This is a genomic window from Pseudoduganella sp. GW821-FHT11H04, assembly GCF_058807935.1.
On record NZ_JBXARE010000002.1, the window covers coordinates 100,239 to 123,224 of the forward strand.

Consider the following 22,986-nt stretch of genomic DNA (forward strand, 5'->3'; position numbering starts at 1 on the left):
CACTGCAGAGCCGACCACGGAGCGGGTTGCAGAGAGGCTGTAGCGGTGCGGCCGCGGTGGGCCGCACCGATTGCTGCCTATTGGCCGGACTGGTCGTGCGGCACCGTGATGGTTGCGGTCTTCGGCGTCACGTTGCCAGCCTTGTCGGTCGCGGTGTAAGTGACGGTGTAGACGCGGTCCTTCTCGGCGCGCACGCTGAAGGTTTTGGCAGGCGTGCCGAATTCGGCCTGGATATCGCCCATGCCGCTATCCGGCTTGTTGCTGGTGATATTGGTCAGGATCACTGATTCGAGGCCTGAACCCGCATCGGCAGCAGTCAAGACCGCGGTGACCGGAACCATCAGGTGGTTTGGCGGCCAGATTGCTTTCTTGTCCAATACCAGCGACAGGTCCGGCGCAGTCTTGTCGATATTGAACTCGATCGTCTTGACCTGTTCCACATTGCCGGCCTGGTCGCGTGAACGGTAGGCCAGCTTGTAGCTACTCTCGCCAAACGGGATCGGTTCGCCGGTACCGGCCTTCCATGCGCCGCCGTTGACCTGGTATTCGGTGCTCACCGCTCCGCCGTAGGCGCCAGGGTTCACCGCCAGGGTCAGTGAGACGTCGCTCGTGTACCAGCTGTTCTTGCCGTTCGGCGAAGCAGGCGTCATCGCAACAGCGGTAATCGGCACCACCTTGTAGATGTTGCTGACCACGACACTTGTCACGTTCGATACGTTGCCCACGGCATCGCTGCCACGCGCATACACGGTGGTATCGGTGGCCACCATGACGGCGGCGTCGTAGGGCAGCCATTCGCCGTCGCCAACCTTGAACTCCCTGGTCGCCGCATCATCCGGATAGCTGATGGTCACGTAGACACCCTGGTTGGTTGGCGCCGAGGTGTCGAGCACCAGTGCGGCGCCGGCCGGCGGGATGCGGTCGATGTTCGCCACCGCATACTGTGTTACGCCGGATTGGTTGCCCGCCGCATCGGCAGCACGCGCGAACAGCACGCCGTTGCTGGACATCAGGACTGGTGCGCCATAGGCGACCCATTCCCCTTCTTCGCCAAGCCGCACCTCGCGCGTGGCAGCGTCGGCCGGGAACACGACCGTGACCGTCACGTCCTTGTTGGTCGGGTCGGTAATGTCGGCTGCGAACTGCGCATCAACCGGCGCCACGCGGTCGATATTGCTGACGACGTAGCTGGTTACCGGCGATACATTGCCTGCCGTGTCGATGCTGCGCGCATAGACGGTGGCGTTTTCGCCGACCACCAGCGGGCTGGTGTAGGGTTGCCAGGCGCCCGTTTCACCAAGGCGGACCTGGCGCAATGCTACGTTGGCCGGATAGGTAATGGCGAGTGTGACGTTGCCGCGGGTCGGATCCGTGACGTCGGCCGCGAAGCTGGCGCCCATCGGCGGGACCTTGTTGATGTTGCTGATGACCAGGCTGGCGACCGCCGACACATTGCCCACCGCGTCGGTACCGCGGGCGTAGACGGTGGTGTTGGCGGATACGACGACCGGCGCGGTATAAGGGCTCCAGGCTGCGCTGTCGCCCAGCTTGTATTCGGCCAGGGCCGCATCCGCCGGGTAGTAGATGGTGACGGTCACGTTCTGGTTGGTCGGCGTTGTCACGTCGGCATACAGGCCGGCCGGCGCCGGGGCGGTCTTGTCGACCGAGACCGTCACGGTGTGCTTAGGCTCAATATTGCCGGCCCAGTCCACGCTCCAGTATTGCAGCACATGCGCGCCGTCCGCACTGAGGACGATGCTGGGGCCGGTTTGCTGGGCGCCGCCATCGACTGTGTAGTAGGTCGCCTGCACGCCGGAGCCGGCATCGGTCGCGCTCAGGATCACGGTCGTATCCTTGCTCACGGTGCCGCCAGGGGCGTTGTCCGTGGTAACAGGCGGCGTGGTATCGGCGCCGTGCAGGGTGCCGTGCAAGCGCACCTCCGCCAGGTTGCCGAACCAGCCGGTGGCGTTGTAGATGCGGATGTAGCGGTAGGGGACGGCACTGGATACGGCAAACGTCTGCCAGTCCGCGGTTTGTGCGCCAGTGCCGGCAATCGTGGCCCAGTTGGTGTTGTCGTTGGAACCCTGGAACAGGACGCCTTTGGCACGGGCGAGCTGGTCCTGGCGCGCCACCATCTCGACACTGGCCAGGCTGACCTGGTTGCCGGATTTGAAGTCGAACACGATGAAGCTGCCGGTGCCGCCATTGGTGCTGCCGATACGGAAGTCCGAGAAGGTGGCGAGATTGCCGTCGAACAGGGTATCGACGTTGGCCTTGGTGGCTGCCGCAGTGTGATAGGAAGGCTGGGACGAATCGATCAGCGTGGCGATGGTGGAGATATTGCGGATCACGTCCGATTCATCCACCAGGTACAAGGCGCTGCCATCCGTGGTGGCCGTTGCCGGGTAGCCGGCTGTACCGTCCTGCTGCTGGTAGTTGACGGCAAAGCCCACATTGCCGGCCGCCACGCCTTGCGGCAGGGTAGCCGTGGCCGTGAAGTTGATATTGTCCACGGTCGACACGGTGGCCGTCACGCCCTGGATGGTCGTGCTGGCGTTCGTGATCGGTCCTTTGGCGGTGAACTTCAGCGTGACGGTGTTACCCGGAACAACGCGCTTGTTCGAGCTGGCCGCCGGGCTAAGCGATTGCGCCGAAGTGATCGAAACCGACATGATCTGCGCCGTCGATTTGGTCGTGCCGTACAGCCGCAGTTCCGCCATATTCCCGAACCACTGGCCGTTGTTGATGAAACGCAGGTAGCGGTAAGGCATGAGGTTGCCGACGGTGAGCGTTTGCCAGTCCATGGTATTGCCGGCCGCGTTGGTCAGGGTGTCCCAGCTTACGTTGTCGTTCGAGCCTTGCACCACGGTGCCGCTGATGCGGGAAGAATACTGGTCCTGGCGGGCGACCATTTCCACGCGCTCCAGGTTGACCGTGCCGCCGCCGCGAAAATCGAATTCCACCCAGCCGCCGCTTCCGCTGCCATTGAGGCGGTAGTCCGGAACGGTGCCCAGGTTGCTGTCGAACATGGCGTTGGCCATGTTGACCGCATCGGCGCCAGTGCGGCCGCTCGAATCGGTGACGGTGGTGACCGCGGTGACATTGCTGATCAGGTTAGTCTGGTCCGAAATGCTCAGGACCTTGCCGTCCGTGGTGAAGAAGGTCGGTTCGCCCGGAACGCCGGCAGCCGTCTTGTAGTTCAGCAGGAAGGCCACCTTGCCATAAGGCGCCGTGGTGTTGGCGACCCAGCTGGCGGTCCAGTTCAGGTTGTCCGGCGATGTTACCGTCGCTGCTTGGCCCTGGATGGTGACGTTGACATCGGTAATCGGCTCGGTCGACACGAAATTCAGCTTGATCGTATTACCGGGGATGACGCGGTTGCGCAGCGCCTGGTCGGACGTCATGGTCACTGAGGAAAGCACGTTGATCGTTTCGTAGCGGGCGCCGAAGATGTGGAATTCACCCAGCTCCAGCATGCTGCTCGATGGCTCGATCATCTGGATCTTAAGGAAGCGGTAGCGCTGGTTCTGCAGCTCGGGATCGACCGAGAGGGTTTGCATGTCTTCCGTCACCACGGTCAGGCCTGGCGTGAGCCTGGTCCAGTTGGTGTTGTCGTTGGAACCGTAAACCGTGGTACCGCCGATACGCTCCGGGAAACTGGTGCGCACCTGCAGGCCGAAGGCGCTGGCCGCTACCTTGAAGCTGGGGCCGAAGTCCAGGTAGTGGGTCTGGCTTTGCGCCCAGCAGAAGCAGATAAAACTGTCCGGCGTATTGTCCAGCGCATTCATGATGTTGCTGGGGGTGGTCGTGAAGGTGGACGCCACCAGCATACTGCTGTAATTGAGGCTACCGTCGGCAATGGTGGGGCTCAGTTGCTGCAGGCCGGCGACGGCCGCGCGCAGGGTCGCCAGCTTCTGGAAGAACACGGCGTCGGTCGCGCTTGAGATCACGCTTTGAATGTCGTTATAGGCTGCTTTATAGGCGCTCAGGGTTGAATTGATGTACGGGGCGCTTGGGTTGTAGCTGGCGATGACCGCATTGACCGCGGCCTGCCGATCCGCGCCCACCACGATGGTGACGCGCTTGCTGATGATGCTCGTGCCGTCTTTTGCCGAGACAATGAAGCTGTAGGTGCCGGCCTGGTTCGGCTGCCAGCTGAAGGCGCCGGTGCTGGTGTTGAAACTGGCGCCGTAGGGAAGGTTGTCGGCTTGGTAGGTCACCGTTGCGCTGGTGTTCGAATCGGTCGCGGCGAAACTGGCGGAGACGGGCTGGCTGGCGCCGGAGTAAGTGTAGGCGCTCGTATCGCCGCCGTCGCTGAAGCTTGGCCGGTTGAGGGCAATGCCGTTGATGTTGATGTGGTCGATGTCCACCGTGGTGCCGGCGCCCTTGATCGTGAGCGGCAGGAAGTCGCCCAGTACCATGGCGACATTGACGTACATCCACTGGCCGCCAGTATTCGGCAGCTGGACCGTATTGCCAGCGGCGTCCATGGTGGCGTTGCCGTTGGTGCGGACCTTGAAGGCGATATTGCTGCTGCCGCTGCTGCTGTTGCCGTAGCCGTAGACGGCAAGGGAGCTGCCGGCCTCCGTTGCCGTGGTCTCGATGTACGAACCGGTGCTGTCGGTCTTGACGACGGAGTTGCCGTCAAGCGGGGTAAAGCGCACGTCGACTTCTCGGTAAGGATCGATGATCCGCTTCACCAGGTAATTACCAGCTTCGGCAGCTCCTGCGGGTGGGATGAAGATCCAGAAGTCGCCGCCGCCGTCGCCGCCATCCCAGTTATAGTTGGTGCGGTTGGCGAACATGCGCGCGTAGTTTGGTGCGGCCTGCTCCACGTTCATGCCGCGCACGTACTTGTAGTAGTAATACATCTCCCAGGTATTCTGGGTCAGGCGGCCGCGGTAGCTGCCGGCAACCTTGTGATAGACAACGGTCGGGTTGCCATATTCGTCGGTATGCGAGGCGGTCGGAATCCAAGGGATCTCATAGCCCTGCATGAAGGCGCCGAACAGGTCGCCAACCTGCAAGATGCGGTCACCCAGGAATTCATAAGGGCCGACAGCATCCGGCCTGGTGGATGAGGTGCCATCGACCGGATCGACCTTGGTTCCCTGCGCCATCATGAAGCGCGCCAGGATTTGTGCGTTGGTGATGTCGCCGGCGCCGTGGGCCTGGTCGCGCCCCATTTCGACGTGCTGCACGGCGGGCGTGACTTCTTCGCCCGTGTCGTCGTTCCTGGTCACCAGCCGGAACAGGGCCTTGATGGCGCCGTTCTGGCCCTGGTCCTTGGCGGCCTTGTTCACCGTGAACCATTCGACGGTTTCGTCGTATTTGGCGCGGTTGCCGGTGAAGATCCAGCCCGACATGGCGCCGATCGTGGTGTACAGGTGCTGGTTCATGAAGCGATCGTGGCTGCTGTCATCCGTATAGATGGTCGGCAGTACAAAGTTGTTCACGAAGTTATTGGTATCGTCGGCTGTCCACGCCAGCGACGAAGTCTGGTAGCTGGTGTAGCGCAGGATTTCGGCTGCGCCCAACATGCGCTGCAGCGGAATGCCGGTGTGGATGTGGGCGTCGGTGTAGTAGGCGAACTGGCTCGGGTCCATCTGCCCATACAGGCGAATGATGCGCAGTGCGTTGGAGCGGTAGATCTCGTTGCCCGTCACGTAGTACAGGATGGCCTGGGTATAGGCGGTCAGCCCGTCGGCCACGAATGCCGATTCCACGCCCTGGCTATTTAAGCCGGGATAGCGCGGCTTGGTGGGGTCGGATGCATTGACGTTCTTGATGGAAGGCGCGGTGGCTGCTGAGCCTGACAGGAGCATCTGGTTGAAATAGGTGTTCCAGGGTTCTTTCTGCGCCCGCACCTGGGTGCGCATGTTTTCCAGCACGTCCTTGGTCAGGCCGACGCCCGGGTGTTTGAAGCCGCTGGAATCGATCGTTTCATTGATCGTCGGCTGATAACTGGTGGCGATGGTGGTGATGTCCGCCGCTTGCGCAGCGCCTCCCGCCATTCCAAATGCAACAACAATGGACAGGACACGCAATAACGCATCCTGAGGCCGCAACTTCCTCATCGTTCTTCTCCTCATTCCTTTTTTGATATCGATAACACGCTTCTGCGAGCTTCTTCAAGGTAGTCCACTATTCGTGGAGATACCTATGCTTTTTTTCGTGTTTTCAATAACAAATTTCGCGTGAGGGCTTAGAACAGCAAGGCCCAGGCGATCAGCCCTGACAATATAAAGAAGGGGAAGGAGTACAGGTGGAACCGTAGCCACAAGCCGCGCTCGGGAGCCATGCGCAAAGCGATGATGTTGGCCAAAGAACCAATCGCCAGGCCGAAACCGCCGGCGTTGACGCCGTATGCGATCACCTTGTAGGCGGTTGAATACTGGACCAGCAGGATCGTCGCCGGCACATTGCTGATTACCTGGGATCCGAACAGGGCCGACAGGAATAGTTCGAACTGGGAGTAATGAGGGATTGCTTCCACCCAGTGCTGGACGACGTTCAACTGTGTCAGCAAGCGGATGTCGATGAACATCAGAATGAACACCAGGATCAGGGACCAGTCGACTTTTGCGATGATCTGGCGGCAAACCAGCAGCACGGTGATCGCCACGCCCACCAGGCCCCAGCCGGCATAGTCCATTTCGACCACCACCAGGAAAGCGAGATAGAGCAGGGCGCAAGTCCTGAGCAGGCCGACATGGTAGGCCGCTGGATCGTCCTTCAATTCGGCGTGGATGGTCTGCTTGGGGAAGCAGAACCAGGTCGCCAGCAGCAGCAAGGCGAAAACCGCCAGCGCGAGCGGCGCCATTTGCCAGGTGAAATCGGCGAAGTAGAGGTGCGAGCGCTGCCACAGCAGGATGTTCTGTGGATTGCCGATCGGCGTCAGCAAGGAACCCGCATTCACTGCCAGCGCTTCAAATATCACCAGGCGGCCGATTGGCAGGCCGCCGATGCTGGAAAGGCCGACGGTAAGCGGCACGACGATGAAGAGCGCGATGTCGTTGGTCAGCACCGTCGACAGCAGGGTGGACGCGGTCACCAGGAAGATCGCCAGCACGCGTTCCTGTTGCAGGCGGTTGATGATGATGCGGCCCAGGTGCTCCAGGTAGCCGCTCGCCTCGATGCCGGTGGTCAGCAGCAGCATGCCGGCGAGCGTCGCAATGGTCTTCCAGTCCACCCAGCTTCGATATTCGGTGAGCGGATGCGGCGACATTGCGGACAGGACGATGGCCACGGCCAGCAGCAGGTGCATCAGGCGGTCGCGCAGGAAAGGCTGGCAGATTTTTCTGATGAAGGAAGGGGGCGCGGCTGATTCGTTCGTTTCAAGCATGGATTCTTTTTTCGTTGTGAGGCGGCATGCAGGCCATACCCAGACATGATATCAGGCCGGCAGGCAGGCGGCCCTCATGCGAAATATCGTTCCCCCTCTTGGTGACTTTCGCAATTGCCTTGCCCGTGGCGACGCTTGCACAATCGTTGATATTTCTGAAAGACCGCTATGAAATCACCTATGCAGCGTGCGCATGCGATGGCAGCAGGGCTGTTGTTGGCAGCGTCAATCTCGATCCCCGCAATTCCCGCAGTGGCACAAGCCGCAGCGGAAACCCCGTCCGGCCAGTCGGCGCAGGCGTCACGCATCGACTGGTGGCGGCAGGCGCGTTTCGGGATGTTCATTCACTGGGGGCTGTATGCGGTGCCGGGCCGCGGAGAGTGGGTGCAGTGGAATGAGAAGATTCCGGTAGGCGAATATGCAAAGCTGGCCGACCAATTCAAGCCCGCCAATTTCAACCCCGATGACTGGGCGCAGCTCGCAAAAGCGTCCGGCATGAAGTATATGGTGATGACTTCGCGTCACCATGATGGGTTTGCCATGTTCGACGATGGCGATAACCCGTTCACGAGCGTGAATAGCGCTGCACATCGCGATTTTGTCGCTGACTATGTGAAGGCGGTGCGCAAGGCCGGCCTTGGCGTCGGTTTGTACTATTCGCCGCTGGACTGGCGCTACCCGGGATTCTTCTTCCCTGACCTGCAGCGTGAAAGCGCGGAGGCGATGCGCAGCCAGTACCACCGGCAGGTTGAAAAGCTGATGTCCAACTATGGAAAGATCGACGTGCTGTGGTTTGACGGCGGCGAGGCGGACTGGCTGAACTTCGGCGGCGACTGGGATGGCGCGGAATGGGGCGTCGGTTGGAAAAAGCGTCCGGGCGGACAGCATTACAAGGGTGGGTTCAGCTGGCGCTCGGAAGAGGTGTACGCAAAAATGCGAAAGCTGCAGCCTGACGTCCTGGTCAACGGCCGCGCCGACATGGCGGAAGATTTTCATTCGCGTGAAGGCGACGGTGCGCTGGGCGATTACGACGACCGTCACCCATGGGAGCTGTGCACGACTATCGCAGGTGCATGGGGCTACCAGCCGAACATGAAACCGAAACCACTGAAGCATTACATTCAGCTCCTGGCCAATGTCGCGGGGCGTGATGGCAATCTCCTGCTGAATGTGGGGCCGGCGCCGGATGGCCGGATCGATCCGGACCAGGCGCAGCGCTTGCGAGAGATTGGTGGATGGCTTGGCAAGTATGGCCAGAGTATCTACGGCACGCGCGGCGGTCCATTCCTGCCGGGCGAATACGGAAGTTCCACGCGCAGCGGAAATACGATTTATCTCCACGTCATGAACTGGCCCGGCGAAAAGCTGGTGCTGCCAGCAATTCCCGCCAAGATTATGCGGGCAAAGCTGCTTGCCGGTGGGGCGGTGAGCTTCCGCCAGTCAGTAGCCGGAATTGAAGTGACGGTGCCTGCCGGCGCCCGCGACCCGATCGACACAGTGGTTGCCCTGCAAATCGATGCGCCGGCTGCCGGCATTCCGGTGCGGTAATTACGTGTGAAATATCGTTCCATTCCTTGGTGAATTTGAGAATTGCGTGCCTGGTGTCACGCCTTGCACAATCATTGCAAGACGTATCAAGAACACAAGGAGCCGTGTCATGCAACGAATGGGAATGGTAATCGGGGTCGCCGCTGAAAAAATCGCGGAGTACAAGGAGCTTCATGCGGCAGTCTGGCCGCAAGTGCTGGCGACCCTTCAGAAAGCCAATGTGCGCAATTACACGATCTTCCTGCGCGAGCCGGAGAACCTGCTGTTCGGCTATTGGGAATACCACGGCGCCGATTTTGACGCGGATATGCAAATGATCGCGGCCGATCCGGAAACCCAGCGCTGGTGGACTTTCTGCGAGCCTTGCCAGGAGCCTTTGACCAGTCGTGCCGAAGGTGAGCATTGGGCCATGATGCCTTCCGTATTCCACATGGATTGAAAGGAAGCTGCCATGTCCAATACTCCATCACCAAGCGCACCGCGCCTTCTGCTGATGTCGCCCGAAGACAATTGCCTGATCGCCCGCACACAGCTGGCTGCGGGGGAAGTCGTGACGATCGATGGCGCACTGGTTGCGCTGCGCGAAGACATCCCGCTGGGCTACAAAGTGGCCCGCACGGCGCTGCGGCCTGGTGACAAGGTGCTGCGCTACGGCGCCGTGATCGGCAGCGCCACCGCCTCGGTCGCGCCGGGCGCCATGCTTCACACGCATAACCTGGCCAGCGATTACATCCCTACCTACACATTGGGCCCCGATGCCCATGCCTTTATCGGAAGCAGCCACTGATCATGAGCACCACTATGCCTGCACTGTCGGGTTACCCGCGCGCCGATGGCCGCAAGGGCATCCGCAATATTGTCGCTGTTGCCTACACCGTAGAATGCGCTCACCACGTGGCGCGCCTGATCGTCAATGCTTTCCCGGGACAGGAAGTGCACCTGATCGGTTTTCCCGGCTGCTATCCGAACGAATACGCGGATACGATGATGAAGCGCCTGGTGACCCACCCGAACGTGGGCGCCGCGCTGATCGTTTCGCTGGGCTGCGAAAGTTTTAACCGCAGCGGTTTGCAGGAGGAAGCTGCCGCCAGCGGACGCCCGGTCCACACCATTACCATCCAGCAGAACCGTGGCACGCGCACCAGCGTGGCGGACGGCGTGGAGTGGGTGCGCTGGGCATTGGATTCGCTGGCGCCGCAGCAGCGCGTGCCGATGGCGGCTGAAGAACTTGTTGTGGCCACTATTTGCGGCGGCTCGGACAGCACCAGCGGCATCACCGCCAATCCCGCCGTCGGCGTGGCGTTCGACCAGCTGGTTGCTGCCGGCGCAGCCTGCATCTTCGAAGAAACCGGTGAACTGGTAGGCTGCGAATTCCATATGAAACGCCGCGCCGCCACGCCGGAACTTGGCGATGCGATTGTGGCTTGCGTGGACAAGGCAGCCCGCTATTACACGGTGCTGGGTCATGGCAGCTTTGCCCCCGGTAATGCGGACGGCGGCTTGACCACGCAGGAAGAGAAATCGCTGGGTGCTTACGCCAAGAGTGGTGCATCGCCGATCAACGGCATCCTGAAGCCGGGCGACCAGCCCGCGACCGGCGGCCTGTACCTGCTGGACGTGGTGCCGGATGGCGAAGTGCGTTTCGGTTTCCCGAATATTTCGGACAATGCGGAAATCGTCGAACTGATTTCCTGCGGCGCCCATTTGACGCTGTTCACCACAGGGCGCGGCTCCGTGGTCGGTTCTGCGATTGCCCCAGTGATCAAGGTTTGCGCCAACCCGGCCACCTACGAACGCCTGTCCGAAGACATGGACGTGAACGCTGGCCGCATCCTCACCGGCGAGGCTTCGCTCCAGCAGGTAGGCAGCGAAATCGTCGATCTGGTGGCGCGCGTGGCGAACGGCGAGCAAAGCTGCTCGGAAGCGCTGGGCCACCAGGAATTCATCCTGACCTACAAGCACTTCGAGCCGTCCGGCCCGGGATGCTTTCCTTTGAAGCAGGCTTGATATGGGCGTTGCAAGCGATACGCGCAAGCTGCCTCGCTGCGGCATAGAGCTGACCGCGATGGGGCTGGGTTGCGCCCAGCTTGGCGGCCTGTACCAGGCCATGAGCGACGACGAGGCGCAAGCCATCGTCGATACGGCGTGGGAGGCGGGCATCCGATATTTCGATACCGCGCCTTATTACGGCTATACGCTGTCCGAACGCCGCCTGGGTAATGCCTTGTGCGAGCGTGAGCGCGACAGCTTTGTGATCAGCACCAAAGCCGGCCGCCTGATGCATCTGGATGCTGGTGTGCAGCCCGGCGAGAACGGCTGGGCCAAGCCTTTGCCGTTCCGCCCGTATTTCGACTATACCTACGAGGGCATCATGCGCTCGCATGAGGATAGCCTGCGGCGCATGTGCCTGGATCGCATCGACATCCTTTATGTGCACGATATCGGCCAGGCGACGCACGGGGCACTTCATAAACATTTCTGGAAGCAGTTGACGCATGGCGGCGGCTTCCGCGCGCTGACCCGGTTGCGAGACGGTGGCAGCGTGGGCGCCATCGGCCTTGGTGTCAACGAATGGCAGGCGGTGGCCGATGCGATGGAGGCTTGCGATCTCGACTGCGCGCTGCTGGCGGGGCGCTACACCTTGCTGGAGCAGGCGGCACGCGAACCGTTGCTGGACAAATGCGCCGAACGCGGGGTTGGCATCGTGATCGGCGGGCCGTTCAATTCCGGCATCCTGGCTGGCTCCCGGAAATTCAATTACGAAGATGCGCCGGCCGCGGTTATCTCCCGCGTCGAAGCCATCGAGGCCGTCTGCCGGGCGCATGGGGCGCCGATCCAGGCGGCCGCCTTGCAGTTCCCCATGGCCCATCCGGCGGTGGTGTCGTGCGTGGCTGGCGCCCATAATCCCGAGCAGTTGCGGCAAAACGCCGCCTGGTTTGCGCAATCCCTGCCGGAAGAATTGTGGCAGGAGCTGGTCCGCCGCGGCCTTGTGGACCGTCACGCGCCGACATCGCAAACGGCCTGAAACACCGAACTCTTTTTTATCCGACGTACTAAGGAATACCATGAAATTGCTGCGATTCGGCCCCAAGGGCTTTGAGAAACCAGGCCTGCTCGATGCGAAGGGCACCATTCGCGACCTGTCCGGCATGCTGCCCGACCTGACTTCGGAGCATCTTAGCCGCACCTTGCTGGACAAACTGGCCTCGGTCGATCCGGCCAGCATGCCTGCGGTGGAAGGCGCTGTACGCATGGCGCCGATTGTCGCGGACATCGGCAAGATGATTTGCGTTGGTCTGAACTATTCCGACCACGCGGCGGAATCGGGCATGGACGTGCCGTCCGAGCCGGTGCTGTTCTCCAAGGCGACCAACGCCATCATGGGTTGCAACGATGCGGTTGTGCTGCCGCGCGACTCCGTCAAGAGCGACTGGGAAGTGGAGCTGGGGGTGGTGATCGGCACGCGTGCCCGTTACGTGGAAGTCGAAGATGCGCTGGACTATGTGGCCGGTTATTGCGTGGTCAACGACCTGTCCGAGCGCGAGTACCAGCTCGAACGCGGCGGCACCTGGGACAAGGGCAAGGGTTGCGACACCTTCGGCCCGGTCGGCCCATGGCTCGTGACGGCCGATGAAGTGCCCGATCCTCAAAACCTCGACATGTGGCTGGAGGTGAACGGTAAGCGCTACCAGAGCGGCAATACCCGCACGATGGTATTCACCGTTGCGCAGTTGGTGAGCTATATCAGCCGCTTCATGACGCTTAACCCGGGCGATGTGATCAGCACCGGTACTCCGCCCGGCGTTGGCTTGGGCCAGAAGCCGGAGCCGGTCTACCTGCGCGCGGGCGACCGCATCGCGCTGGGCATCGAGGGCCTGGGCCAGCAGAACCAGACGGTGCACGCCTGGGACCCGGCGCTGATCGACGGCTAACGAAAAAGACAAATTCCCCACGGAGACACCAGCCATGAGCGAAGCCGACAAGCGTCAGAGTTACACCTTTGCCTTTGCGATGATTACCTCGCTGTTTTTCATGTGGGGATTCGTCCATAACCTCGATCCAATCCTGATACCGCACCTGCGGCGCTCGTTCAGCCTGACCGTACTGCAATCGGCGCTGGTGGACTCGTCGGTCTTCATTGCCTATTTCCTGATGGCGCTGCCGGCGGGGATGCTGATCCGGCGCGTAGGCTACAAGTGGTCGATGATCTTCGGCTTACTGCTGTTTGCGATCGGCGCACTGATGTTCGTTCCGGCCGCACAGACGCACCGGTATGCCTTCTTCCTGGGGGCCTTGTTTATCATCGCTTGTGGGCTGACCGTGCTCGAAACGGCGGCTAATCCTTACATCTCCATGCTGGGCCGGCCGGACCTCGCCGTGCAGCGCCTGAACCTCGCGCAATCGTTCAACGGACTCGCAGCTACGCTGGCGCCGATTGTCGGCGCCCGGGTGATCCTGGTCCAGGGCGTCTCCGACGCGGAATTGCAGGCGATGCCGGAGAACCTGCGACAGGCTACGCTGGTGGCGGAAGCGGCCAGCGTAAAGGGACCGTACATCGTGATCGCCATGGTCATCATGGTGATTGCCGTGATTTTCTATTTCCTCAAGCTGCCTGCGCGCGATGCTTCGGCCGAACAGGCCGAGGAATCGACGGGCGCCGCGTTGGCGCGGGCAATGCGCAAGCCGGCCATCCGCCGCGCCGCGATTGCACAGTTCTTCTATGTGGGAGCGCAGGTCTGCGTATTCAGCTTCTTCATCCTGTTCGCGTCGCAGGCGGCAGGGGTGTCGCAGATCGCCGCCGCCGATTACCTTGGCTGGGGCTGCGGGCTGGCCTTTGTCAGCGGCCGCTTCGCCGGCACCTACCTGATGAAATATATCGCTTCGGCGCGTCTGCTCCTGGGCTACGCACTGGCGTGCGTGGTGTTGTCCGCCGTCGCCATGTTCTCGCACGGCCTGCTCAGCGTAGGCGCGGTGATTGGCATTGCATTCTTCATGTCCATCATGTTCCCGACCATCTTCGCGCTGGGTATCCATGACGCCGGCGCCGATACCGAGATGGGCAGCAGCTTGATCATCATGAGCATCGTGGGCGGCGCGATCTTGCCGCTGCTGTTCGGCTATATCAGCGATGCGACCCATAATCTTCAATACGGCTATGCCGCTCCCTTGTTGTGCTTCCTGGTGATCGCGTGGTTTGCGCGGGCGGTGGAAAGGGAACAGCGGCAGCAAGTAGCCATTCCCTCCGACGGAGCATTGCAACATGTTTGAACTGAATCAGAAGAAGGCCGTCGTCACCGGCGGCGGCAGCGGCATCGGGCGCGCGATCGCGCTGCTGTTCGCGCGCCAGGGCGCCCAGGTGCATCTGGTCGACGTCAGCGACGAGGCCTGCACCCAGGTGGCCGCTGAAATCCATGCGGCGGGCGGCGAAGCTCTGGTACACACCTGCGACGTAACGCAGCAGGCTGCGGTGAAGGAGGTCTTCGCCGCCATCGGGCCGCTCGACATTCTGGTTAATAACGCCGGCGTGGCGCATATCGGAAAGGCGGACAATACTTGCGAAGCGGACTTCGACCGCATCATCAACGTCAACGTGAAAGGCGTCTATAACTGCCTGCACGCCGCCATTCCGCATATGCGCGAAATGGGCGGCGGCGCAATCGTCAACATGGCGTCGGTGGCGGCGTGGGTGGCGGTTGCAGAGCGGTTTGCCTACTCCACGGCGAAGGGTGCCGTCATGGCGATGACCTTGTCCGTGGCGAAGGATTATATCCAGGACGGTATCCGCTGCAATTCGATTTCGCCAGGCCGCGTTCACACGCCGTTTGTGGACGGTTTCCTGGCCCGCCAATACCCGGGCAGGGAAGCGGAGATGTTCGAACGCCTGTCCAAGACCCAACCGATTGGCCGCATGGCGCAGCCGGAAGAAGTGGCAGCGCTGGCCCTGTACCTGTGTTCCGAAGCGGCATCATTCATTACCGGCAGCGATTACCCGATCGATGGCGGATTTATCACACTGAACTCATGAAACCAAATTTGACCTCCATTTCGGCTGCCGTTGCAGCCGTGCTCCTGCCAGCGGCCTTTGCCACGGCAGCTCCCGCAACCGTCACTTCGCCGGATGGGCGCATTGCGATCCGGATTTCGGAAGACGCGAGCCACTTCACAGTTGCGCGCGGTGGAAAGACCTTGATCGCATCTTCGCCCCTGGGCCTGGAGTTCGATGGCGCAGCAGATTTCGGCGCATTGGCACTGGACTCCCGCCACGACATCAAGGTCGACCGCCGCATCCCTCTGGTCGCGACCAAGGTTGCATCGGCGCGTGACCACTATCGCGGCGCCACCCTGGCGTTCAAGGAGCGCGAGGGTGCCGGCCGGCGCCTGCTGATCGATGTGCGGGCATATGACGATGGCGTGGCGTTCCGCTACCGCATCGATACCGCCGAAGCAGTGCGACTGCGCGGCGAACGTACGGCGTTTGTTCCGGCCGGCGATCAGGAATGCCTGGTGTCGCTTGCGGACGGGGCGCATGAGGTGCCTTTTGAGAACGTGAAAGTGTCCCAATTGCGTGCGGGCCAGGCTTACGATGTGCCGGTAGTCTGCAGCGTGCCAGAAGCGAAGACCACCTATGCGATCACCCAAGCTAATCTCACAAGCTATACCGGCGCTGCGCTGGTGCCGGAAGGCGGCGGGCTGCGTGTGCGCCTCTCCGCGCCGCCTAAGCGCCCGACACCGGCCTTTGTGTCGCAGGCCGGACTGACGACAGCCTGGCGCGCAGTCATGATCGGCAACCGTGCGGGAGACCTGATTGGTTCGAACCTGATCGGCAACTTGAATCCTGCGCCGGAGGGTGACTTCAGCTGGGTGCGTCCCGGAAAGGCGGCGTGGGACTGGTGGTCGGGTCCCCTGGTCGGCATGAAGCCCGACATGGCCAGCTACAAGCGCTTCATCGACTTCGCGGCGGCATCCGGCTTCCCGTATTACCTGATCGACGCTGGCTGGGCATCCGGTCCCGGCGGGTGCTGCGATGCCAATCCGGCCACCGATGTCACACGCGCTGCGGACGGCATCGATATACCGGAACTGGTGCGCTATGCGAAAGGCAAGGGCGTCGAACTGATGCTTTGGGCGCACTGGGAGCACGTCGCGCCGCGCATGGACGAAGTGCTCGACACCTATGCCCGCTGGGGCATCAAGGGCGTAAAGATCGACTTCATGAACCGCGATGACCAGGATGTGGTTGCGTTCTACCAGCGCGTGGCGGAAGCGACGGCCAAGCGCCACCTGCTGCTGGACCTGCACGGCGCCTACGTGCCTGCCGGCTTGCAGCGAACCTATCCCAACTTCATCACCCAGGAAGGCGTGATGGGCGCGGAATGGAACAAGATGAACGACAAGATCACGCCGCACCACAACCTGATGTTGCCATACACGCGCATGCTGGCCGGTCCACTGGATTACACGCCCGGCGGCTTCGACAACGCCACGCCGGCGACCTACAAGGTACGCGAAGTGAATCCGATGACGCAGTCCACCCGCGGCCAGGCCCTGGCGATGTATGTGGTCTATGACAGCCCGCTCCAGATGGTATCCGGCGAGCCGGAGCGGTACCGCGACGCTGCTGGCTTCGACTTTATCCAGCGCGTGCCGACAGCCTGGGATGAAACCCGTTTCCTGTCGGGCGTGCCGGGGCACGATATCGTGCTGGTGCGGCGCCAGGGTAGCAGTTGGTATCTCGGTGCGATGACAGCGGATGAAGGCCGTGTCGAGCAGGTATCACTGCGCTTCCTGCCGCCTGGACGCTACCGCGCCGCGGTGTGGGAAGACGGCGCCACGCCGAACGAACTGAAACGCGCCGTGCGCGAAGTAAAAGCGGGTGATGTGTTGCCGCTGCGGCTTGGCACTGCGGGCGGTGCGGCAGTAATCCTCGAACCGGTAGCAGCAAAGTAAGGGAACTGAAATGAAGACAGTTGTATGCCAGGCGCCAGGTGAGTTGCGCATGAGAGAAGTGCCGGTTCCGGTCCCCGGTCCGGGCGAAGTGCTGGTGCGGGTGCGCCGTATTGGCTTGTGCGGCACGGACATGCATATTTTCCGCGGCACCCAGCCATTCCTGCAGTATCCACGCGTGATGGGACATGAACTGTCGGGTGAAATCGTCAGTGCGCCGGATGGTTCCGGCCTGGCGGCCGGCGACCAGGTCTACGTCATGCCTTACCTGTCGTGTGGAAGCTGCGTTGCCTGCCGCAAGGGTAAGACCAATTGCTGCACGAATATCAAGGTGCTGGGTGTGCACCGCGACGGCGGCATGGCGGAATACCTGGCGCTGCCGGCGCAATTCGTGTTCAAGACCGACGGCATTTCGCTCGACGAGGCGGCAATGCTGGAATTCCTGGCAATTGGCGCGCATGCAGTACGCCGTGGCGCGGTCAAGGAAGGGCAGTGCGTGCTGGTGGTGGGCGCCGGGCCTATCGGCCTGGCCGCCATGCTGTTCGCCCGTTTGAACGGTGCAATCGTGACCGTGCTCGATACCCGCGAGGACCGGCTGGCGTTCAGCCGCGACGTCCTCAAGGCGCCACACACGGTGCTGGTGGGCGAGGGCGACAAGGATGTGTTGTCGGCGCTGACCGAGGGCGAGTTCTACGACGTGGTGTTCGACGCCACCGGTAATGTCAAGGCGATGGAGCGCGGCCTGGAATTTGTCGCGCACGGCGGCACCTATGTGCTGGTATCGATCGTGCTGGACCGGATTTCCTTCGCCGACCCTGAATTCCACAAGCGCGAAACCAATCTGTTGGGCAGCCGCAACGCTACTGCCGACGACTTCCGTGCGGTGCTCGACGCGATGAAGGCTGGCCTGGTGCCGACGGTGCTGATGAACACTCATCGCACCACGCTGGATGGTTTTATCGACGTCCTGCCGCAGTGGATGGACCCGGCCAGCGGCGTGATCAAGGCCATCGTCGAGGTGTAAATGCATCCGATTCTTCAATTCGGTACCAGCCGCTTCCTGCAGGCGCACGTTGACCTGTTCATCGGCGAGGCGCTGGAAAGCGGCAATGCCCTGGGTCAGGTCACGGTGGTGCAGACCACCAGCAGTACCGAGAGTGCGCGCCGGGTGGCCGCTTTCAAGGATGCCGGCGGCTATCCAGTCATCATTCGCGGCTGGCAGGACGGGGCTCCGTACCAGCGCACGCAGCAGGTCACGGCGGTTGGCGATGCACTACAGACCAGCCGTGAATGGCCTCGCGTGGTGGCCGCAGCCGCAGCAGCGCAGGTGATCGTATCGAATACGGGCGACAGAGGCTACGAGTTGAGCGCTGCCGACGACGCGCGCCTGCTGGAAGGTGGCCCGGCGCCGCAAAGCTTCCCTGCCAAGCTGCTGGTGCTGCTGCACGCCCGTTACCAGCTCGGGGCGGCGCCGATTACGCTGATGCCGTGCGAACTGATTGCCAATAACGGCAGTGTGCTGCGAGACGTGGTGCTTGGGCTGGCGCGCAGCTGGAGCATGGACAGCGCTTACCTTGCATGGCTGGAGCATTCCTGCGTCTGGGTCAATTCGCTGGTGGACCGCATCGTGTCGCAGGCACTTGAGCCGGCCGGTGCGGTGGCCGAACCGTATGCCTTGTGGGCCATCGAATCGCAGCCGGGTATGGTCCTGCCATGCACCCACCCGCAGATCGTGGTGACTGACCGGCTGGAGCCTTATGAGCGGCGCAAGCTGCTGATGCTGAACCTGGGCCACACTTTCCTGGCCGAGCAATGGCTGGCGGCAGCACGTCCGGCCGATGAGACTGTGCGCGAGGCCATGGCCGACCCCGCACTGCGCGCTGAACTGGAAGCGCTTTGGGAGGAGGAAGTGCTGCCACTGTTCGCAGCGCTGGGGGAGGGGGACGTGAGCCGTGCCTACCTGGCGCAAGTCAGGGACCGCTTCTGCAATCCTTTCCTCGACCATCGTCTGGCCGATATCGCCCAAAACCACGAGGAAAAGAAGCGCCGCCGCCTGCAGCCCGCACTGGACCTGGCCGCTGAATTGGGGCTTGAACTGCTGCAATTGCGTTTGCGTGCGGCCATGGGGCAAGGCGTAGCTGCATGAAGCGCATCGACTCCCACCAGCATTTCTGGCGCCTGGCTGCACGCGCTGGAGCTTGGCCGCCGCCGCAACTGGAGGCAATCTACCGCGACTTCTATCCGGAAGACCTCGGAGCGCTGCTGCACCAGAACGGCGTGGCCGCTACTGTGCTGGTGCAATCCATGCCGAATGAGAGCGACACGCACTTCATGCTGGACCTGTCCGACCGCTACAGCTTTATTGGCGCTGTTGTCGGTTGGACCGACCTGAAGGCACGCGCCGCGCCGGAGAGGATCGCGGCGTTGGCGCAGCACCCTCGGCTGCGGGGGCTGCGCCCCATGCTGCAAGACCTGGACGATGACCGCTGGATCGCCGACCCGGCCCTTGCGCCGGCAGTGGAGGCCATGCTGGAGCACGGGCTGCGTTTCGACGCGCTGGTCCTGCCGCGCCACCTGCCGGCACTGCTGGAATTTGCGCGCCGCTTCCCGGAACTGCCAATCGTAATCGACCACCTGGCCAAGCCGGTCATGCAGGGCGAGCCGGAGATGCGGTGGCTGCGGGATATGGAGCTCCTGGCGGCTGAGCCGCATGTGCATTGCAAGCTGTCCGGGATGGTGACCGAGGCCGGTCCCGAATGGACCGTTGGGCAATTGCAGCCCTACACCCAATATATCCTGCGGGTCTTCGGCCCGGAGCGTGTGCTGTGGGGCAGCGACTGGCCCGTACTCAGGCTGGCCTCCGACTACGGCGCGTGGGTGGATGCCAGCGAAGCGCTTTTGGCACATCTGAGCGAAGCGCAGCGGCAGGCGGTGTTTGGCCTGAATGCACAGCGCTTCTATGGAATCGGGAAGCCGGGGAATCATGATGCCCAATGATGCAGCCAGGAGCGAGGTCCGAATGTATCGGCTGGTAGCGGAGCGGATCCAGCGGCTGATCGAGGAAGAGGGCCTGGACGCTGGTTCGAGGCTTCCAGCGGAGCGGGACCTGGCCGCCAGGCTGGGTGTCAGCCGCGCGTCGCTGCGGGAAGCTTTTGTCGCGCTGGAGATCAGCGGTGAAATCGAGGTGCGCGGCGGTTCGGGAGTGTATGTCGCCCGGCGGCGCGAACCGGCTGTTATTGACCCTGAAGCTGGGCCCGGACCATTCGAAGTGCTGGCAGCGCGCCGCTTGATTGAGGCGGAAGTAGCGGCAAGGGCTGCCCGCAATGCAACCGATGCCTCCCTGGACGCGATCCTGGCGGCCGTGATCGACATGGAGCGCACCTACGCGGATCCCGCCAGCCATGAGGCGTCGGACCGCAACTTCCATCTGGCCCTGGCCCGTGCGGCCGGCAATTCGGCGCTGGTGGCGGTAGTAGAATACCTGTGGGACCAGCGCGGCGCCATGGCGCATCGCCTCAAGCATCATTACCGCACCGAAGAACTGGGCGAGGCCACGCTGGCCGACCACCGGGCTGTATTCGCGGCCGTTGCGGCGCGCGACGAGGCTGGTGCGCGACAGGCCATGCGTGCGCATCTGGCGCGCGTGCACCGGACCTTGTCCGGCGGCTCCTGATGCCTTCGGGCGCTTTACGAATTCGGCCAACTGCAACAACGATTTAACTCAAGCCGCGCCGCTGTAGCAGTGCGTCGGCTTTGTTTCCTATATGTTTTGAATACCTGCCGCTGATATTGGCGGGCAGGGGTTGTTCAATTCAATTGGGAGACAATAATATGAAGTGGATCAGATCAGCGCTCTGCATGGCTGCGGCCAGCGGAGCGATGGCGATGGCGGTACAGCAGCCCGCTGCCGCCTATAGTTGGGACACCGTCGCCATGGGCGGCGGTGGCTTCGTTTCGGCGATCATTCCAAGCAAGACCGAATCCGGCGTGGTGTATGCGCGCACCGACGTCGGCGGGGCATTCCGCTGGGACAATGCGAACGGTCGTTGGGTGTCGATGCTGGACTGGGTGTCGGATGACCAGACCGGCTACCTTGGTGTGGAAGCGCTGGCCATTGACCCCAAGAGCGCGCGCAACGTCTACATGCTGGCAGGGACCAGCTATTTCAATGGCGGAAAAACCGCCATCCTGCGCTCGAACGATTACGGCGCCACGTTCACCACAATTGATACGACCAGCCAGTTCAAGGCGCACGGCAACGGCATGGGTCGCCAGTCCGGCGAGCGCCTGGTAGTCGATCCTGGTTCCAGCAATGTGCTGTACGTGGGCACGCGCTGGAATGGTCTGTTCAAGAGCACCAATTCCGGTTCCAGCTGGTCGCAGGTGACTTCGCTGAACGTGACCACGACGCCGAACGACAACGGCATCAGTGTCGTGATGGCAGATCCGTCCAGCGTGTCGGGCGGCGTGGCGCAGCGCCTGTTCGTGGGTGTGTCGCGCTACGGTTCGGTGGGCGCAAACTTCTACCGCAGCGATAACGCGGGCGCTTCCTTCTCGGCCGTGTCGGGTGCTCCTTCGGGCTTGATGCCGCAGCGCGCCGCGTTCGACGGCAGCGGCAACCTGATCGTCACCTATGGCAACGGCGCCGGCCCGCATGGCAACCAGTCGGGAACGGAGCCAATGGATACCGGCGCGATCTGGAAGTATACGATCTCGAACGGGGCCTGGACCAATATCACGCCGTCCGGCGTGACGCGCGCGTTCAGCGGCATCAGTGTGGATCCGAACAATTCCCAGCACCTGGTGGCATCGACGGTCAACATGTATGCCGCACAGGGAAGCAATTGGGGCGACCATTTCTATACGTCGAATAACGGCGGCGCCAGCTGGGTTGATGTTGTCTCGCGCGGCTATGCCCTGGATACCGGCGGCATCAGCTGGATCGCCGGCTCCTCGATCCACTGGGCCGGCACCGTGGCTTTTGACCCGTTCAATACGAAAACCGTATGGGTCACTTCGGGTAACGGCATTTTCAGGACCAGCGACATTGACGCTGCGACCACCACCTGGACTTTTGTGACAAAAGGCCTGGAGGAGACGGTGCCGCTGAATATCAACAGCATCGCCGGCGGACCGGTGCTGTCGGCGCTGGGCGACGTTGACGGCTTCCAGCACTACAACACCTTCACATACACCAACCCGATGTATTCACCGCGAATGGGTACCACCACTGGCCTGGCCGTGGCGGACGCCAACACCAGTATGGTGGTGCGTGTCGGTAACAATATGTACACGTCGGCCAATGGCGGGACCAATTGGTCACAGGTGTCGATGAACGGCAGCAAAGGCCAGGTTGCCCTGTCGGCCAGCGGCGCTGCGCTGCTGCATAGCCCGGAAAATTCGACGACGACCTACCGTTCGACCAATATGGGCGGAAACTGGTCGGCGGTAGGTGGCCTGGGCGTCAACAATGCGCGTCCGGTTGCCGATCCTTCCAATGCCAGCAAGTTCTACGTGTACAGCCCGAGCGATGGCAGCTTCATGATCAGCACCGACGGCGGCGCATCGTTCTGGAAGTTCAATACCCTGGCCACCTGGGGTTCGGACGCGATCCGCGCTGCACCGGGCCGGGAAGGCGATATCTGGGTGCCGCTCTATGGCGGTGGCCTGGCACGCACCACCAGCTCGGGATGGCAGTTCAGCAACCTCTCCAATGTGTCGTACTGTGCCGCCGTGGGCTTCGGCAAGGCGGCCACCGGTGCGACTTATCCGACGGTCTTCATCTGGGGAACGGTCGGCGGCGTGCGCGGCGTGTTCCGTTCGACCGATGCCGGCGCCAACTGGACCCGCATCAATGACAATGCTCACCAGTACGGCGGCATTGGCAACGGAAAGTTCATCGTTGGCGACATGAACACCTTTGGCGTGGTGTATATGAGCACCGTGGGCCGTGGTATCGTGGTCGGCCGGCCATAAGAAGTTCCGATCACGGCGAGCCGTGACGTAGGAATGAAAATGAAAGCGGCGGGGAAGCATTCACCCGCCGCTTTTTCTTTATCTGGTACGCTCAACTTCCTGCGGAAAAGTTTTCCCCTGATATTTGCTCGAAGGGCGATGCACAGTGCGCGGGATGCGTACGTCTGTCGAGG

The 22,986-nt window shown here is 62.1% G+C and carries 16 protein-coding genes; 14 read left to right on the forward strand and 2 right to left on the reverse strand.

The genetic code is table 11. The features are described 5' to 3' along the window. Positions 1–77 precede the first annotated feature (77 nt). The gene (locus AC1RTP_RS04325; RefSeq protein WP_498605052.1) at positions 78–6,077 is read right to left on the reverse strand and encodes an OmpL47-type beta-barrel domain-containing protein; all 6,000 of its coding nucleotides are present in this window, start codon (positions 6,075–6,077) and stop codon (positions 78–80) included. Between the two features lie 128 nt (positions 6,078–6,205). Continuing rightward, positions 6,206–7,345 carry an SLC13 family permease gene (locus AC1RTP_RS04330; protein ID WP_498605053.1) on the reverse strand — a complete coding sequence of 380 codons (1,140 nt, stop codon included), beginning with the start codon at positions 7,343–7,345 and terminating at the stop codon, positions 6,206–6,208. A gap of 180 nt (positions 7,346–7,525) precedes the next feature. On the opposite strand from AC1RTP_RS04330, the gene AC1RTP_RS04335 reads away from it, so the two are divergent. The 14 genes from AC1RTP_RS04335 (at position 7,526) to AC1RTP_RS04400 (ending at position 22,813) form a co-directional block, all read left to right on the forward strand. Continuing rightward, positions 7,526–8,893, forward strand: coding sequence for an alpha-L-fucosidase (locus tag AC1RTP_RS04335; RefSeq protein ID WP_498605055.1), 1,368 nt, complete (start codon positions 7,526–7,528; stop codon positions 8,891–8,893). Positions 8,894–9,002: 109 nt separating this feature from the next. Continuing rightward, positions 9,003–9,332, forward strand: coding sequence for an L-rhamnose mutarotase (locus tag AC1RTP_RS04340; RefSeq protein WP_498605057.1), 330 nt, complete (start codon positions 9,003–9,005; stop codon positions 9,330–9,332). A gap of 12 nt (positions 9,333–9,344) precedes the next feature. Then, entirely contained in the window at positions 9,345–9,680 is a 336-nt protein-coding gene (locus AC1RTP_RS04345) for a UxaA family hydrolase (RefSeq protein ID WP_498605059.1), read from the forward strand. Positions 9,681–9,682: 2 nt separating this feature from the next. Further along, complete coding sequence (locus tag AC1RTP_RS04350) at positions 9,683–10,900, forward strand: UxaA family hydrolase (protein ID WP_498605061.1); 1,218 nt, start codon at positions 9,683–9,685, stop codon at positions 10,898–10,900. A gap of 1 nt (position 10,901) precedes the next feature. After that, entirely contained in the window at positions 10,902–11,918 is a 1,017-nt protein-coding gene (locus tag AC1RTP_RS04355; protein WP_498605062.1) for an aldo/keto reductase, read from the forward strand. 40 nt (positions 11,919–11,958) lie between these two features. After that, positions 11,959–12,825, forward strand: a complete 867-nt coding sequence (locus AC1RTP_RS04360) for a fumarylacetoacetate hydrolase family protein (protein WP_498605063.1) — start codon at positions 11,959–11,961, stop codon at positions 12,823–12,825. Positions 12,826–12,859: 34 nt separating this feature from the next. Beyond that, positions 12,860–14,161, forward strand: a complete 1,302-nt coding sequence (gene fucP / locus AC1RTP_RS04365) for an L-fucose:H+ symporter permease (protein WP_498605065.1) — start codon at positions 12,860–12,862, stop codon at positions 14,159–14,161. Then, positions 14,154–14,918 (forward strand): SDR family NAD(P)-dependent oxidoreductase, encoded by a 765-nt coding sequence (locus tag AC1RTP_RS04370; RefSeq protein WP_498605067.1) that lies wholly within the window; start codon positions 14,154–14,156, stop codon positions 14,916–14,918. The genes fucP and AC1RTP_RS04370 overlap by 8 nt, the downstream gene beginning before the upstream one ends. Before the next feature lie 8 nt (positions 14,919–14,926). Then, complete coding sequence (locus AC1RTP_RS04375) at positions 14,927–16,840, forward strand: glycoside hydrolase family 97 protein (RefSeq protein WP_498605069.1); 1,914 nt, start codon at positions 14,927–14,929, stop codon at positions 16,838–16,840. A 10-nt stretch (positions 16,841–16,850) separates the two neighbouring features. Next, entirely contained in the window at positions 16,851–17,861 is a 1,011-nt protein-coding gene (locus AC1RTP_RS04380; protein WP_498605070.1) for a zinc-binding alcohol dehydrogenase family protein, read from the forward strand. Then, on the forward strand, positions 17,862–18,983 hold the full coding sequence (locus AC1RTP_RS04385; protein ID WP_498605071.1) for a mannitol dehydrogenase family protein: 1,122 nt from the start codon (positions 17,862–17,864) through the stop codon (positions 18,981–18,983). Further along, a complete protein-coding gene (locus AC1RTP_RS04390; protein WP_498605073.1) occupies positions 18,980–19,834 on the forward strand; it encodes an amidohydrolase family protein in 855 nt (284 codons plus the stop codon). Before AC1RTP_RS04385 ends, AC1RTP_RS04390 begins: the two co-directional genes overlap by 4 nt. Before the next feature lie 22 nt (positions 19,835–19,856). Next, complete coding sequence (locus AC1RTP_RS04395; RefSeq protein WP_498605074.1) at positions 19,857–20,510, forward strand: FadR/GntR family transcriptional regulator; 654 nt, start codon at positions 19,857–19,859, stop codon at positions 20,508–20,510. Positions 20,511–20,668: 158 nt separating this feature from the next. Next, a complete protein-coding gene (locus AC1RTP_RS04400; protein ID WP_498605076.1) occupies positions 20,669–22,813 on the forward strand; it encodes an exo-alpha-sialidase in 2,145 nt (714 codons plus the stop codon). The last annotated feature ends 173 nt before the right edge of the window (positions 22,814–22,986 follow it).